General features: G+C 45.8%; 11 protein-coding genes. 1 reads left to right on the top strand and 10 read right to left on the bottom strand.

Annotation, left to right across the window (positions count from 1 at the left end; translation table 11 throughout):
• Positions 1-271: 271 nt before the first annotated feature.
• From mcrC to FHS30_RS03235, 7 genes are all read right to left on the bottom strand, one after another.
• Positions 272-1,399, bottom strand: coding sequence for a 5-methylcytosine-specific restriction endonuclease system specificity protein McrC (gene mcrC / locus FHS30_RS03265; protein ID WP_183908259.1), 1,128 nt, complete (start codon positions 1,397-1,399; stop codon positions 272-274).
• Complete coding sequence (locus FHS30_RS03260) at positions 1,399-3,858, bottom strand: McrB family protein (protein ID WP_183908257.1); 2,460 nt, start codon at positions 3,856-3,858, stop codon at positions 1,399-1,401. The genes mcrC and FHS30_RS03260 overlap by 1 nt, the downstream gene beginning before the upstream one ends.
• Positions 3,859-3,904: 46 nt before the next feature.
• Positions 3,905-7,084 (bottom strand): type I restriction endonuclease subunit R, encoded by a 3,180-nt coding sequence (locus tag FHS30_RS03255; protein ID WP_183908255.1) that lies wholly within the window; start codon positions 7,082-7,084, stop codon positions 3,905-3,907.
• Positions 7,081-7,767 carry an abortive infection family protein gene (locus FHS30_RS03250; RefSeq protein WP_183908253.1) on the bottom strand — a complete coding sequence of 229 codons (687 nt, stop codon included), beginning with the start codon at positions 7,765-7,767 and terminating at the stop codon, positions 7,081-7,083. Before FHS30_RS03250 ends, FHS30_RS03255 begins: the two co-directional genes overlap by 4 nt.
• Positions 7,764-9,167: a restriction endonuclease subunit S gene (locus FHS30_RS03245; RefSeq protein WP_183908251.1), complete on the bottom strand. Its 1,404-nt coding sequence runs from the start codon at positions 9,165-9,167 to the stop codon at positions 7,764-7,766. The genes FHS30_RS03250 and FHS30_RS03245 overlap by 4 nt, the downstream gene beginning before the upstream one ends.
• Positions 9,157-10,917 carry a type I restriction-modification system subunit M gene (locus tag FHS30_RS03240; protein WP_183908249.1) on the bottom strand — a complete coding sequence of 587 codons (1,761 nt, stop codon included), beginning with the start codon at positions 10,915-10,917 and terminating at the stop codon, positions 9,157-9,159. The genes FHS30_RS03245 and FHS30_RS03240 overlap by 11 nt, the downstream gene beginning before the upstream one ends.
• Positions 10,918-11,049: 132 nt before the next feature.
• Positions 11,050-11,355: a BrxR family transcriptional regulator gene (locus FHS30_RS03235; RefSeq protein ID WP_183908247.1), complete on the bottom strand. Its 306-nt coding sequence runs from the start codon at positions 11,353-11,355 to the stop codon at positions 11,050-11,052.
• Positions 11,356-11,996: 641 nt separating this feature from the next.
• Here FHS30_RS03235 and FHS30_RS03230 point away from each other — a divergent pair.
• On the top strand, positions 11,997-13,055 hold the full coding sequence (locus FHS30_RS03230) for a zinc-binding dehydrogenase (protein WP_183908245.1): 1,059 nt from the start codon (positions 11,997-11,999) through the stop codon (positions 13,053-13,055).
• A 392-nt stretch (positions 13,056-13,447) separates the two neighbouring features.
• Here the strand turns inward: FHS30_RS03230 and FHS30_RS03225 are convergent, their stop codons facing one another.
• From FHS30_RS03225 to FHS30_RS03215, 3 genes are all read right to left on the bottom strand, one after another.
• The gene (locus FHS30_RS03225; protein ID WP_221197124.1) at positions 13,448-13,792 is read right to left on the bottom strand and encodes a hypothetical protein; all 345 of its coding nucleotides are present in this window, start codon (positions 13,790-13,792) and stop codon (positions 13,448-13,450) included.
• 448 nt (positions 13,793-14,240) lie between these two features.
• The gene (locus FHS30_RS03220; RefSeq protein ID WP_183908243.1) at positions 14,241-14,609 is read right to left on the bottom strand and encodes a helix-turn-helix domain-containing protein; all 369 of its coding nucleotides are present in this window, start codon (positions 14,607-14,609) and stop codon (positions 14,241-14,243) included.
• Between the two features lie 32 nt (positions 14,610-14,641).
• Positions 14,642-14,944, bottom strand: a complete 303-nt coding sequence (locus FHS30_RS03215) for a type II toxin-antitoxin system HigB family toxin (RefSeq protein WP_183908241.1) — start codon at positions 14,942-14,944, stop codon at positions 14,642-14,644.
• Between the last annotated feature and the right edge of the window lie 289 nt (positions 14,945-15,233).

The following is a 15,233-nucleotide window of genomic DNA, read 5'->3' as shown; positions in this document are numbered from 1 at the left end:
ATCACTCGAAAAGGGGAATGCGGGCGGCTAGCGCTGCACGAGGTAATTTTTTGGCCGGTATCGACCGGAACGAGTTACCTTTCTTTGATGGGCGAAGAAAGGTAACCCAAAGACAGCCCACCCATGCTCTTGTCAAAAGGCATCGTCCTGCGGGAACCTGATTTACCCCCAACTAACGGCCGCTGCGCAACTCATCGAATTTTATAATTAATCAATATAGGCTCAAACAATCCTCGCTATTAGTGCCGTTAGTTGAGCGCCAGATCAGGCATTATTTTTTCTCCTGAGAGCTCTTTTGTAAAAGAGCAAGTAGGCGCTCTCTGATTGAAATAGCTGACTCACCTAAATTAACAGTGCAAAACCATATTGGGTGACCTTGAATTGTTACCATCTCAGCGACCTCTTTATCTACTGTCGGGTGAAGTAACATGCCAATGCTTTCAAGTGATGTGGGGTCTGAAGTGTTTTCCTGGCTTCTAAGGTAAGTATACATTTGGTAGATATAACCACTGCGAAGAGTCTCTTCCCTATGCCAACCTTTGGTGGTCACTGAATTGAATTTTGTGTCGATTACCAATCGCCTGCCTGATGAACGATTATCAATAATTATATCTGTTTTCATGCTGGGAAGAATTTCGTCGATCCCTGAACTTTTAACTGATATTTGCCAATCAAACTGTTTGCCAGCCAATACTCGCCATTCTCTTTTATCTAGTGCTACGGCATAGAAACCCGCTACAGCTTTTTCAAACAATTTTCTAAGCCACTCTTTTTGAGTGTAAGGAGCTGTTAGATGAAATTGACCGTCAAACTCTGTGGGTAAAGCGAGTGAAAAAGCCAAATCGGCTGCAGCAACCATCTTCTGATCGCTAATATCATGGCGACCAAATCTTTCCGACTTTCCGCTGTAATTTATTGGCTTTGCCTTGCTCACGCCTAGACGTTCTAAACTCAGCATTAAGGCTCGGCATTTATGCGAAAGAGATGTTTTAATATTTAGCTTTGATAAACGCTCTAATGCTGATCTAACATAACGATTACGGGGAGTATCTACCGTTAACTCATCAAAGCGACAGCATACCTTTCCCTTTTCAAGAAGCCTTTGCCGCTCGGTGGTTAGGGTATCTATGCGCCCACGAACTCGACTGATTACAGCAACTTTCGATTCATACCCATAGCTTAGATTTCGCATCATGCGTTCTTCAACTTGATGGCAGAGAATCTCGGCAACCAAATCCGCTATGTCTTCTGGGTTGTCTTCTACGTCGACTTTATTAGTGCCTAGGTGGCGATAAAGATCTGAAGCATAGAGCATCAACAACCACAGGTTACGAACAGGAATCTTTCCTAATCGTCTCGACGAAGTGGTTTGGCTTTGTGCTTCAATAACGGCAAACATTAGATGCCTTCAACCAAAGCGTTTTTGGATTTGATAGCGCGTTCTATATCGTCAAACCAGTATTCTTCAAGAAGCGGCCCAATTTCAGTTTCTACGACACCTTGAAACCATGCTGCAGCATCTTCAATCTTTGTATTTAACGGTGGTGTTACATAACTGTGGCCGATTTTAAACTGAGGACCCAAGTTACGATCTTTTGAAATCTCGTTATTTAGTGAAACTATGCGCTGTTCAATTAAGTGCAAAAAATCGTTATCAATACCAGCCTTACTATGAACCCAATTGCGCCATACTTCACCGAGCGTTGGCTTAAGATCAAAAAATGCGAATCGGCGACGTAGAGCAAGGTCAACAAGTGCTAATGATCGGTCGGCAATATTCATAGTGCCAATAACATAAAGGTTGGCGGGAATATGGATTCTTTCGCCTTCAGCTCGACGATAACTAAGCTCCAAAGCTTCGCTTGGTGTGCGCTTGTCAGCCTCTAATAATGTTAGCATTTCGCCAAAAATCTGAGCAGGGTTTCCTCGGTTAATTTCTTCGATAACGACTACGTGTTTGATACTCGCATCTTTTTTGGCTTCATTAATCATTTCCAGAAATGGGCCATCCACGAGAGTTAGCTTGCCTTCGCCTGATGGTCTCCAACCACGCACAAAATCTTCATATGATAGATTGGGGTGAAACTGAACAGCACGTAAAGAGTTTTCGTCCTTTTGGCCCATTAACGCATATGCAAGTTTCTTTGCGAGCCATGTCTTACCAGTGCCCGGAGGTCCTTGGAGAACTAGGTTTTTCTTATGCCTAAGCTGAGTAATTATCTTTGCGATACTTTCTCTTTCAAGAAAACAACCATCAGCAACGATGTCATCAATTGTATAGGGTTCAATAGGCGCAGTCTGAACAGCAACTTCGTTTTCTTCTGCCGATAGCTCCTTATCGTCAAGGTCAGTAGCATTCGGGTGCGCGGATGTGTCTGTGTCTTTAAACAGCCAGGCCGACAGCGACAGTTCTGGAAAAGAGTGTACGGGGTAGGCGTCCTCTTGAAATCGTGTTTCTAGATCATCAATCAGTCCGAAGTAATCTTTTGAGCTACAGCGGCCTTTTTCGCCATTCTTGCCTATTTCTAAACCCAACTTTTTAGTGATGTATGTCTGTGATTGGCCATCAAGTGTCAGATACTTCCATGGTCGAATCCAATAGAGGCCCATTGAAAGGTTCCAGCCGGTTCCCCAGCATTTAGTCGCAGTTTCATAAGCGTCGTAAAGTGCCTCTGCGGTATCAGTTTCTGAGTTATTAGCGTGTTCTATGGCGGCCTCAAAAAGGTTCCATAATGTATCAATGTCGTGTTCACCCCGTCGGTATTTGTATCCAAAAAACCAAGAGTGCTGATTATTAACAACAGGGATACCTTCAAAGGAATTAGGAACTGGCGTTTCAACTTTCAAAAAAGCAGCAAGCTCGCTTGCGATGGCTATTCGGTTAGCATCAGTTATGCCTCGGTTAAACAGGCCGAAGACGGTAAATGGGCAAATATCACTTAGCAATTCCTTTGAGCCTTCCTTTGGCTGATCTTGAAGGACAGAAATGCTTTCAATTTTGTTCGGTAAATCGTGGATGGCTGCCATTAAAGAAGCTCGATCATCCTTGTAAGCTAATAGCTTGTCGGCAAATTCCTCGTAAAATTGGGTCCATTTAAAACGCTGTTTATCGACAGGGGTATCACCGAAGCGCTCCTTCCAATAGGGTGCATTGCGAAAACGGTCTATATCCTGCAGCTTATTGTTGAAAGTGAAGTCAATAAGGCCCTCTGTCATCCAATCATCGGGAGAAACGCGCCAAATCGTGCTGCGATTGGTATAGAAATACCACTCATTAACAGACTCAAAGCGTGGTTGCCATTCAACGTCGACAAACCGGCCATCACCATGATTACGGGTGATCACGCCAATAGCTTTGATCCCCATTACTGAAACAGTCTGGCCTTTATTATCAAAAGGGAGCTCTCGCTTTCGTGTATATGACGATTTAATGGCAATCTTGTCACCCGGCTGCATACTGCGGACTACATCGAGATATTTATCTTCATAGCCATTTTGCCAAACGCCATCGTTGAGAAAACGTTCTGTTTGATCTTCACTCTCTTCGCCGTAGGATGCACCCACAAACCAAAATGACCTAGGGCTGCCAGCGGTGCTTTTTGCCCTGGAGAGAACCTCATCAAATACTTCATCGATAATAGGCAGTTGATGCTTATCCAGAATCGAACGTAAGCGTATTTTCAACTCTGCATGAATGTTGCTCTTCACTTCCCAGTCGGTGTATTGAGATGCATCCGATACAGCAGCATTGACCTGCTCAATGATTTGTTCAACCCTCGAATCATCTAGACTAATCTTCTTACTGGAGAGTTGGTTTAAAACAAAACCTCTCATGTCATATTTAGCTTCATTAATCATTTCTGGATACGCCTGTTTTCAATCACACCTTAAAGTCACTTTGTTATTATTTTGTCCAGGAATTGGACAGGGTTTCAGCTTGCTTTAATACAAGCTCTACCGCTTCGGCAGCCTTGTCAGGCGGGTACTTCCATCGCTGTAACGTGCGGCGAACGAGTATCTTTAATTTGGCTCTGACGCTGTCTCTAACTTGCCAGTCTACAGTCGTCGATCGTCTTAGCTTTTCGGTTATCTCGACCGCAATTTTCTTGAGTATTTCATCACCCAATTCGCGCACTGCGCTTTCGTTATTTGCTAGCGCATCGTAGAAAGCGATCTCATCTGGATTTAGCCCGAGGTTTGCTTCACGCTCCATTTCCTCTTGAAAATCTTTGGCCATTTGAATGAGCTCTTCAATGACCTGTGCCGTTTCAATAGCCCGGTTGTTATATTTTCGAAGTGTCTCCTGCAGTCTGTCTGCATACTTCTTTTCTTGAACGACGTTGTTTCTTGTTTTGGCTTTGATGTCGTCTTTGAGCAGTTTCTCTAATAATTCAACCGCCAAGTTTTTCTCTGGCATCTGGCGAACATCTTCGAGAAATTCATCCGACAGCAAGCCGATATTTGGCTTTTCCAAACCACACAAGGCGAATACATCCGCAACACCTTCTGCAATGACTGCATTGTCTAAAATTTGCTTTAGTGCGGAGTTTTTCTCTTCTTGAGTTCGTTTTTTATCCACACTGGTGAACTTGCTGATGGCCGCTTTAATTGCCGAGTAGAAAGCAATTTCTTTGCGCAGATCTTTCGCTTCATCCAATGTGCTACAAAGCGAGTATGCCTTGCTTGTGGCTAAGACAAGATCAAGAAAGCGTTTTTTACCATCTTCCAACCCGAGCACATAGTTGGCAGCGGGTACCAGTATCTTATGCGCTTCTGATTCGAAGCCTGATATGTCTAGACCATCTGCTTTGGGTGTCTTGGCAAACATGCCTCGAATGGCATCGAGTTTTTCAAGAAAAATCGCAAAGGCTTCTTCAGCATTAAGTGTGGGTTCGCCTTTACCTTTGGAGTCTGTATAAGTTTTCAAGGCCTGTTTAAGTTCATTGGCAATGCCGATGTAATCAACCACCAAGCCGCCAGGCTTGTTCTTAAACACCCGATTAACTCGGGCAATTGCCTGCATGAGGTTATGGCCCTTCATAGGCTTGTCCACATACATGGTATGGCAGCAAGGTGCATCAAAACCGGTAAGCCACATGTCGCGCACGATAACGAGTTTTAGCGGGTCGTTCACATCTTTAAAGCGTTTCTCTAAACGTTTTTTCGTTTTCTTGTTGTATATGTGAGGCTGTAATAACGGCTTATCAGAAGCGCCACCTGTCATCACAATTTTGATGGCGCCTTTTTCTGGATCGTCTGAATGCCACTCAGGCCGTAGTGCAACAATTTCGTTGTATAGATGCGCACAAATATCTCGGCTCATCGCTACGATCATGGCTTTACCATCCATGGATGCATTGCGCGACTCAAAATGATCAATTAGGTCGGCGGCTACCTGGCTTAAACGAGGGGTTGCACCCACAAGTTTTTCAAGTCGACTCCATTCGCCCTTGGTTTTTTCACGCGAGGTGACATCCTCTTCATCTTCCACAACCTCATCGACCTGATCAGACAAAGCGGCAATTTCATCGTGGTTCAAGTCGAGCTTGGCAAGTCTAGACTCATAGTAAATGGGTACCGTCGCGCCATCGTCGACAGCATCTTGAATGTCGTAGATAGAAACATAGCCACCAAAGACCGCGCGGGTATCTTTATCCTCCTGGGATATAGGTGTACCGGTAAAGCCGATAAACGAAGCAAAAGGTAAGGCATCACGCATATGTTTGGCGTAACCAAATTTATACTGACCCGTATCTTTGTTTAACTGGGCCTTCAAGCCATATTGGCTTCGGTGCGCCTCATCTGAAATCACCACAATATTATGTCGATCATTAAGAATGGGGTGGTAGTTTTCATCATCTAGCAGTGCAAACTTCTGAACGGTAGTGAATATAATGCCGCCTGACTCTCGCTCCGCTAATAATTGCCTAAGCGCGTCACGGTCACCCGCTTGTACCGGGTTTTGCTTGAGCAGCTCTACCGCATTGCAGAAAGTGGCGTACAGCTGCCCGTCTAAGTCATTCCTGTCGGTCACCACAATGAGGGTTGGATTGTTCATTGCTTGCTGCTGAAGTAACTTGCCTGCATAGCAGCACATCGAAATACTTTTACCGCTGCCCTGGGTATGCCAGACAACACCTGCTTTTTTGCTACCGGGGACAACTTCGTCACCATAGCTCGCCCGCTGTTCTTCAATAGAGAGACCAACACCTTGAATGTTTTGGGCCGCGATAACGGTTGCCTTTACTGCTTCTCTTACTGCGTGGAATTGATGATAGCCCGCAATTTTTTTGATAATTGCTTCGCCATCCGTTTCAAATAGTACGAAAAAGCGAATGTAATCAAGCAGCAGCACTCGATCAAAGAAACCGCGCACCATGGTTTCCAGCTGCCATTCAAGTAAGGGCTTGTCATCTTCATGCTTAATGGTGCGCCATGGCATAAAGCGTTCTTGGTTGGCGGTTAACGAACCAACTCTGGCTGTGTAGCCATCACTGACGACCAGTGCCTCGTTGAAAATGAAAAGGTCGGAGACCTCATCTTTATAGGTCTGTAATTGATTGAACGCATCCCAAATATCAGCGTTTTCATCGCTTGGGCTTTTCAATTCCAGAACGGCAATGGGCAAGCCGTTGATGAAGCAGATTACATCCGGTCGGCGCGGCTGCTTCGTGCCCGATATCGTGTATTGGTTGACGACCGCAAACTGGTTGTTTGCGAGATTTTCAAAGTCGATTAAAAACGCGTGATCTGAGACTGGCTCACCATCGTCTTGTTTGAATTCAACGGGTACGCCTTCAAGCAACAACCGATGAAAGGCTCTATTATTAGTGATCAAATCCAGGCTTTCGGGCTTAAGGGCAATCGCTTTCAACTGCTCATAGCAGCTGTCAATTTGGTCTGCAGGGATATGTTTGTTGATTCGCTTAAATGCATCAAGTAAATGTCCATCCAGCACTACTTGCGCATAATCCGAGCGCATCGGTGTTGCGCCATCGGGAGCAATGTCGGGCCCATGCAGTACATCCCAGCCGCCTTCCCGGAACCAGTCTAAGCAGAGGTTTTCTAATTGTTCTTCGTTCATAAGTTGTCGTCCTCTTGCTCTTCCTCTTCCGTTGACAAATATTGCAGTAACATCTCTCTATATGCTTGTTCGTCGGTACTAAATAGTATCTTGCTTGCTGGCATATTTAGCGTCTGGTTTTCTCCGAGAGGAAGTTCATACCCATCCCATTGTCCGTCAACAAAATCATTAAACTCTGGGTAGTCGTTATAAAAAATACGTGCGGCGATAGCGGGGTCTTTGTCAGCCTTGTGTTTAAAAATTAACAACCCAGAAAGCGCATCTACCATCTTCGCAACCATTTCTACTTCCGGTATTTCTATTGGATTTTCGTAAAATCCATCATCACCATGTGAAGCTGCGCCATAACGGTTCCGAAGTTCTGAAACTTGATGCACTAAGCTACTGCCTATACGTTTGAATATGGCATCTGCATCAGCATTTCGGTTGAGTACTAAAGAATCCTTCACACTACGAAAAAGAGGATTCATGTCCTGGTCGATATTTGGATCAACAACTCGGTCTATTAGAATCGTTTTAAAAACACTTTCTAATAGAGATTTGGACGTGTCCAACGCTAGCGGAGCATCACCAGAAACAATTGCTTGTTCAACTCTTTCTTTCTGTTCAATAAGGTGCACAGCATCACCCATTCCCACAATGGCACTTGTTACACTTCGCAATCGAAATTCTGGATCGATCATGCTATGTGCTCTTTTAATGATTTATTGCCAGACAATAGCTGAGGGAGAAGGGTATCTCGTATACTTGATAAAGCTCTGGTTTCTTCGACTGCAGCATAAATTTTCTCATAGAGAGATTGAGCTTGGTCGCTGTATTTTTTTATGATGCCTTCGGTCGGTACTACCACTGAAATTGGCCTAAAGTTCTTTTTGCTTATCTCGGCAAATGTGGTTCCACTAGCACGCTGTTTTATTTCATCCATATTTGATACCGCCCACTGTAGAGTGAACTCAGGCGATAGCAGCTTTTCACATCGCATGGCAATGTACCCTTGGTTAATTGCTACAGGTACTTTTGCCAGAGCTAAGTACCCAACCGGAGCTCTCGATGACATTAAAACTGTATTGACCGGGAGCAATCCTGAGCTTATTTTTTCCAAGCCTGCTTCAGTTATTTTACGTTCTGTATCTGCCAGCACTTTATCTCGCAAGTTGGATAGATCTTTTGGCGTAGTCCAGTGAATTGAGCCGTTCTCCCAGAAATCCTTATTTTTAGTTGAAGGAGTGCCTCCTCCACTAATATGAACCTCTTCTCCAATAGTGCTGACACTCCAACCCTCCGGAATTTCCCCAAGCTCAGACTCCTGCATGGCAGATGGAAAGAGCGCAGCGGTTTGGGCTAGTTGTTCATAAGTATCAGGCTTTGATTGCTTTAACTCAGCTAATTGTTCGGAGCTTTTGGCTGCAATCATGCTCATTGCGGCAAGCTCTGCTTCTTCAGTTGTTCCGCCAGCCTCTAGAACCGAAATTTTTGCTTTGACCGGATCAAAATCGACAATCCAGCTTTTAAACAATGCTTGGGCGATTTGTTCTAGGGTTTGATTGGTTTTAGCGTTAGTGCTTATCTTTCCAGTAACTGAATCTAAGATTTTGACGGTTCTATCTTGTTCATCCTTGTTAGGAAGTTGAACTTCAATAGATTTCAACGCAACGATAGTTATAGCTTTTTGGGTTGAACCAATTGATATTTCATCAATTTTTCGTTGACCTTCAGGGGAGTTGAGCCAATAAAATATCCATCGCGGGTTGACGCCTTTGCTAAACTGGCTAAGCCAAGTCAGATTCCCATCTTTAAAGTAAAAGGGTAATTGAGTTTGTTCCACCTGATAAGCTACACCAAGAGTACCTACAGAAGTTATGAGTATATCTCCAACATCCGGGCTCCCAAACTTCTCATTGATTTGATTATATTGCTCCTTGGAAATAAACAATTCTGTGGAAATCGAGTTACCTTTTGACAGTTCAATAATTTCTTTGGAGCGAAAAAAAGGAATTCCTTCTTGAACGTAATCAGCCCTCTTTATTCTTTTGCTAGAGCCAATTCTGCAAATCTCTCCCAGCTTAACGAGATTAGAACTCATAACCAATCCCCGCTAAATTGTCCTTAATCGCTTTTTCTAATCGATCGGATTCTTCAAATTGGGACTTAAGCTGCACTGTCAAGCGCTGCATTTTTTCTGGGAAGGGTTCGCTATCTTCTTCTGCATCAGCCGCGCCTACATATCGACCAGGTGTTAATACAAAGTCGTGTTTTTTAAGGTCATCCAAAGATGCGGAATAACAGAAGCCCTTAATATCTTCGTACTGTTTCTCAGAAGAGTCACCTTTTTTCCAGGCGTGGAATGTGTCGGCGATTTTCCTAATGTCTTTTGGTTCAAAGTCACGCAGTACACGATCTTTCATGAAGCCTAATTTTCTAGCATCGATAAATAAGGTTTCGCCGCGACGGTCGCGTTTGCCATTGCCGCCTTTTTTGTTTTTAGTTAAGAACCAAATGCAAGCTGGAATTTGTGTGTTGGTAAATAGCTGTCCGGGTAAAGCCACCATACATTCAATAAGATCACCGGGGACGTTATTTTCTGTATTACCTAAAATTAGAGATTTTCTGATTTCACCCTCATTGTTGGTATTCGAACTCATGGAGCCATTTGCCAACAATAAGCCCATCGAGCCGTTATCGTTAAGGTGATGCAGCATATGCTGGATCCAGCCGTAGTTGGCGTTGCCAGCAGGTGGTGTACCGTATTTCCAGCGAATATCACCTTCAAGCTTGGCATGCCACCAGTCTTTGATATTGAAAGGTGGATTGGCCATCACATAGTCAGCACGGAGGTCTGGATGCTGATCATCTAAGAAGGTATCCGCATTCTTTTTACCAAAATTAAAGTCAATGCCACGAATGGCCATGTTCATCGCAGCTAGCTTCCAGGTTGTTGGGTTACTCTCCTGGCCATATACAGAAATATGCTTTCGTTGTTCGGCAGCGTTATAGTGCTTTTCGGCGGCATGGGCTTCGATAAATTTATCGTTGCTGACAAAAAATCCACCGGCTCCCATGGCGGGGTCATACACGCGGCCTTGATAGGGCTCTAGCATTTCAACAATGAGCGTAACGATGCTCTTTGGGGTGTAGTATTGGCCGCCTTGCTTGCCTTCTGCTAATGCGAACTGCCCAAGGAAGTACTCGTACACATGACCAAGAATATCTTTGCTATGAAGGTCTAGCTTCTCACCGTTATGCACCGGATTATGAAACTGGGTCTTGGAAAACTCATTAATCAATGCTGTTAAATTTTCATTTGATACTTCATAGCGTCCAACCCTCGGTAAAACACCTTTTAGCTTCGGGTTGGCGAGCTTGTCATCAATCTTGTAGGTTTCGATGGATTCTAGGGCGTTGTCTATCAGCTTCGAGATAGAGGTGAGTTTGAATTTATCGCCGCTTTCTAATTCTATTTCGGTGCCAATTGGAAGTGCAGCAGAGCTTTTTAAAAACTCCCAACGCGCTTGCTTGGGTACCCAGAACACATTTTTTTCTTGGTAGTATTCGTGTAATTCAAGCTCCGTGTTGACTGCCTCGTTATACTCTTCGTCAGACTCGTAATCTTCGCGAGGCATGTAGTAGATGTTGTCGTCGCTGTCATCTTGCGTAAAAAGATGTCTAAGCTCTTCCTGGCGCTCTTCAAATGCGTCTGATACATATTTTAGGAAGATAAGACCCAGTACAACATGCTTATAGTTGGCAGCATCTAGGTTGTTACGCAGCCGATCGGCTGAGGCCCAAAGCTTTACATCAAGCGCCTTTAAAAACTGCTGTTCTGCATTGTTCATGTTCTGTTTTTCCTCTTACCGCTTACCGTTATAAAAACGGTGGTTGGTGTGTAGTAAAAATTAAAAATCTGTTCAAAATGTTTGTTGATAACGCTTTTATTTGCCGCTGGGTCTGTCATTGGTCTGCTTGCCTCAGTCATCAGGCTTATAGCCCGGTGCGAGACTCAAGTTATCGACCCCGTATAGGGTGGGAGTGTTCTTCAACCAGAGGTGGTATTCCGACCCCGCAAGCGTGTGCTCTTTTGAGCAGTCTACGTTCCATTTCCTTAATACATACCCGGCAAGCGCCGCTCGAACGCTAAGATTCAATAAACCGCTATTCATGACATATTCGGCTTTAATCGTTTCGGGGTGTTTTAGCTTTGGATGCGGAACAATATGGAGTTCAACTATGCGATTCCAACGATTATCGGCTGCCTTGGTTTGCTCTTCAATCACTAGCGGGACACCCACCGCACCACTGCGTACACAATACGCAACTGACCGAGATTACATTACAAAAGGAGTTATTACTTAGTGCAGGAGGCACGCTTAATCCTTAAACCGTTTATATCCGCTTCCGTGAGAAGTCAAAACATACCCGATTTAATACGGATGTACCAGACCATGCTGGTAATGATTTATGCGCCTTGGCGCGAGCATCTTTGTCTGGCGTGTGGCTCCACTTTTACCACGCACCGTTAGATTAGTTGCCCTCAACAGCGGCACTCAAAAAGTAAGTGTTCCCTTACTCAGAATCCATCTAAAAGCTTAGTTCAACTCGCATTTCGCTAACTCCCTAACGGGACACCCATCACAGCCCCCCCTTAACGGGACACCCACCATAGGACATTGCCACAGCACCCCCTTAACGGGACACCCACCATAGGACATTGCTAACTGGACACCCATCATAAGACGTTGGGGTTAAAACGTTGAATTCCAGCTTTTCGAATACTGAGAAGGTCAAGAACGGGCCTTACAATTGCTATTGTTGTAAAACTTCTGGCCTAATCCCTACCAATAGGCATGGGTTGATCTCACTTTAACAGGCCCGCCTAGCAGTAAATCTGCATGACAGGGTTTAGGAATTGCTGGTTATGGACATACAGAACACTCCGAGCACGACTAAAAAGGCATCGAGTGAACGCCAAGTTTGGCGCACTAAAAAAGCGGGGGCCATTAGTCACCTACAGCTTGTTAGCGAGCCTTTAACTGAGCTGGCGGACGACAAGATCCGTGTTGAGGTGCGGGCGGTCGGTCTTAACTTCGCAGATATCTTTGCCCTTACCGGGCTTTATTCAGCAACCCCAAAGGGCAGTTTTATTCCCGGGCTGGAGTTCGCTGGGGTAGTGGTGGCAAAGGGCGACGCCGTTGCATCGGCACTGCAAGTAGGTGATCGGGTTTACGGGTGTATTCGCTTTGGCGGTTACGCCAGTTGTGTGGATGTCGATCCGGCCCATTGCCGCGCGCTGTCAACAGATTGGAGTTTCGAGCAAAGTGCTGCGTTTCCCGTTCAAAGTTTAACGGCCTATTACGCGCTGCACCATTTGGCTGCGGTGCAGCCAGGGCAGCGCGTTCTGATTCATAGCGCGGCCGGCGGAGTGGGGCTACAAGCCATGGCGATGGTTCGGGCGCTGGGCGCTGAGCCCATAGGTACAGTGCGCAGCGAGTCCAAGCGTGATTTTCTAAAACACCTTGGCTATGAAAATGTGATGGTGCGCGAACCCGATTTTGCGAAACAACTCGCGCAACATTTGCAGGATCGCCCATTGCACGCCGTCTTAGATGGGATAGGTGGCGACGTGCAAAAGGCGTCTTTCAAACAACTGGCACCCATGGGTCGGCTGGTGGTTTTTGGCGCTGCGGAATTTACGCCGGGCAATCGCCCCAATTGGCTGACCTTGGCGTGGCGTTATATGCGCCGCCCACGCTACGACGTCATGGAAATGATTTCCAACAATACATCGGTGCTGGCATTTAATTTGATCTGGCTTTGGCAGGAGCAGGCGCTGTTTGAAAACCTGCTCAACGGTTGCGAAGCCTTGGCGTTGCCCGCGCCACACGTGGGCCACACCTTTCACTTCGATTGCGCCCACGATGCCATCGATTGTTTGCGCAGCGGCAATTCGGTGGGCAAGGTGATCTTGAGTCTATAGGGCACAGCGACGCGCCATTCTCCCAAAATTCCACTTGCGCGATGCTGTGGGTTCCCTTTCCACTGGATGGAGAAGCCAATGACGCGCCGCTTGACTGGGTTTTTGCTAGCAGCACCCTGCTTCCTGTTAATGCTCACCACCGCTCATTTGGGGCACTAACAGGACACCCGCAGCATCAACCAGCCAACAGCACTCTTCAAGAACCCACGACAGATATTCCCAACACAGAAACAGCGCGGTGACACTAGCTGGCGTTGTGTTCAATAAGTCTGCGATCACTAACATGTTGCGCAGCGTAAAACTGGCCTTTGGACTTGGGGATGAATAGCCTTAGCTAGCCCTATGGAATATTTAGAAGGGATTAGACGGTTTGTCTTCCCGGTCGCTAAGATTCACTCCGAAAAGTATTCCCCCATCCATTGATACAGCTGATCGGCGGTAAGCGCATTGAGTGCAATCTCTCGGTAGGCTTTTTCGGGGTCTCGGTCGCGTTTACCGAATTGGTAGCGCGCAACATCGGGCGTTGAATCGTGCAAAATGATTAAGATGCGTCTGTTTGACGTCAGGCAGTCAATAGTGATCACGTCGGCAGGTATGCCACTCGCCCGCATTTGCTGGTTAATCCCCACCACTGGGTTGATGGTTGTGAAATTCTGCTGAATACGCGCGTGCGCCTCAGATAGAAATTCGGAGATAGCATTCAACTGTGGGGTAACTGGAAATGTGTACTGGCTCATAAGGTATCTGCAGTTCGAGAACTATTCGCGACAATATACATGTGTTTAATGAAGTTGCTGAATCCCACCACACTAAATGGCTGGATCGCTCGAATCAACTTAACTTGCACGTCAACCCAAAGGGGGATTACCTACCCACTTGTTATTGCAGGAAACAGAGCAACCACTGCGACCTTGTTTGTTTTGCCAGCGCTTAGCAAAATATCGGTTCGACCCCGAAATAATCCTCTGAATATGACAATCTTTTGGTCTGGCGAATATAGGGGTGAGTCTGATGTATTCGGTGAAGGTTGCTGGAGTTGACCTCTAATAGCTAGAAGTTGCATTTTCTCCTGCTCAAGCTCTGCGAACCGAGAGTCACCGCTCCTTTGCAACCATGCATCCATGCAACCGCGAAATTAGAACATCCCTGTTCGTCTTCTCGGCAATACACTGGAAACCCTCTTGTTTAAGCATGTGCTTGCGGTGGTTTGATCAGAGACTCAGCCGGAATACCCAAGCCCTCATGCAGCCTCCAGATCATTTTTAGCGTGAGCGAGCGTTTGTAATTGAGAATCTCATAGACTCGGTTGCTTTTACCAATCATGGGCTCGAGGTCTTTCACTGTTAAACCTTTACGTTCCATCTCAAACTTGATGGCTTCAACAGGATCAGGCAGATCCATAGGGAAATGCTTGGCCTCATAAGCTTCGATAAGCGTGACCATTACATCCAGTTTTTCACCTTCTGGAGTGTCAGGGCCTGCCATCATCAGGCTTTCAATTTCTTTTAATGCCGCTCGGTAGTCGGCATCAGTTTTAATCGGTTTGATGTCCATTGTAATTCCTCTTGTTTCTACCTTTGGGGCAATTAAATAGTTTGTATGTCAATTTTTTCGTATTGCGCATGGATGCCGATGAACCGGATGTACACCACGCGATAGGCGTAGTTGGTCCACACGACTAGTCGGTACTTGTTGTCCGCAATATTGAAAACCGCACGCCCACCTTTGAGGATGCTGGCATTTCTGAAGTCCTGCTTAATATCTGCTGGTTCGCTCCAGTCAGCCGCTAGGGCATGTCGATACCAAGCAAGCGTAGGCTCTTTAGCACCCATGTACTCTGGGTGCTCTTCCCAGAAAGCTTTCAGTGTCGATAAGGCAATGATTCTCATAGAGCCAACCCTAGTCCCAATTTGGGACTTTTTCAACTACAACATACAGGAGAATCGATATGAATGAATATCAAGCACTTATGACGCAAAGAGAGCTATGTAATCGTTGACGTGCATCCCTGCACGTCAACCCAAGGGGGTTCTCCATACCCCCTTCTTCCAGCCAATAAAAAACCCCAGTCCCGAAAAGGACTGGGGTTTTGTATTGGTGGGGCGGGGGATTTCATTCGGGCCGTCCTTGGCCCTCACCCCTTTGGGGCGCCTTTGGCGTGCAAAGCGGCTGTCCTGC

The sequence above is a fragment of the Simiduia aestuariiviva genome, from assembly GCF_014192475.1.
GTDB lineage: Bacteria > Pseudomonadota > Gammaproteobacteria > Pseudomonadales > Cellvibrionaceae > Simiduia > Simiduia aestuariiviva.
Note: the sequence above shows the minus strand (reverse complement) of the source record. Positions and strands in the feature narration are given on the sequence as shown.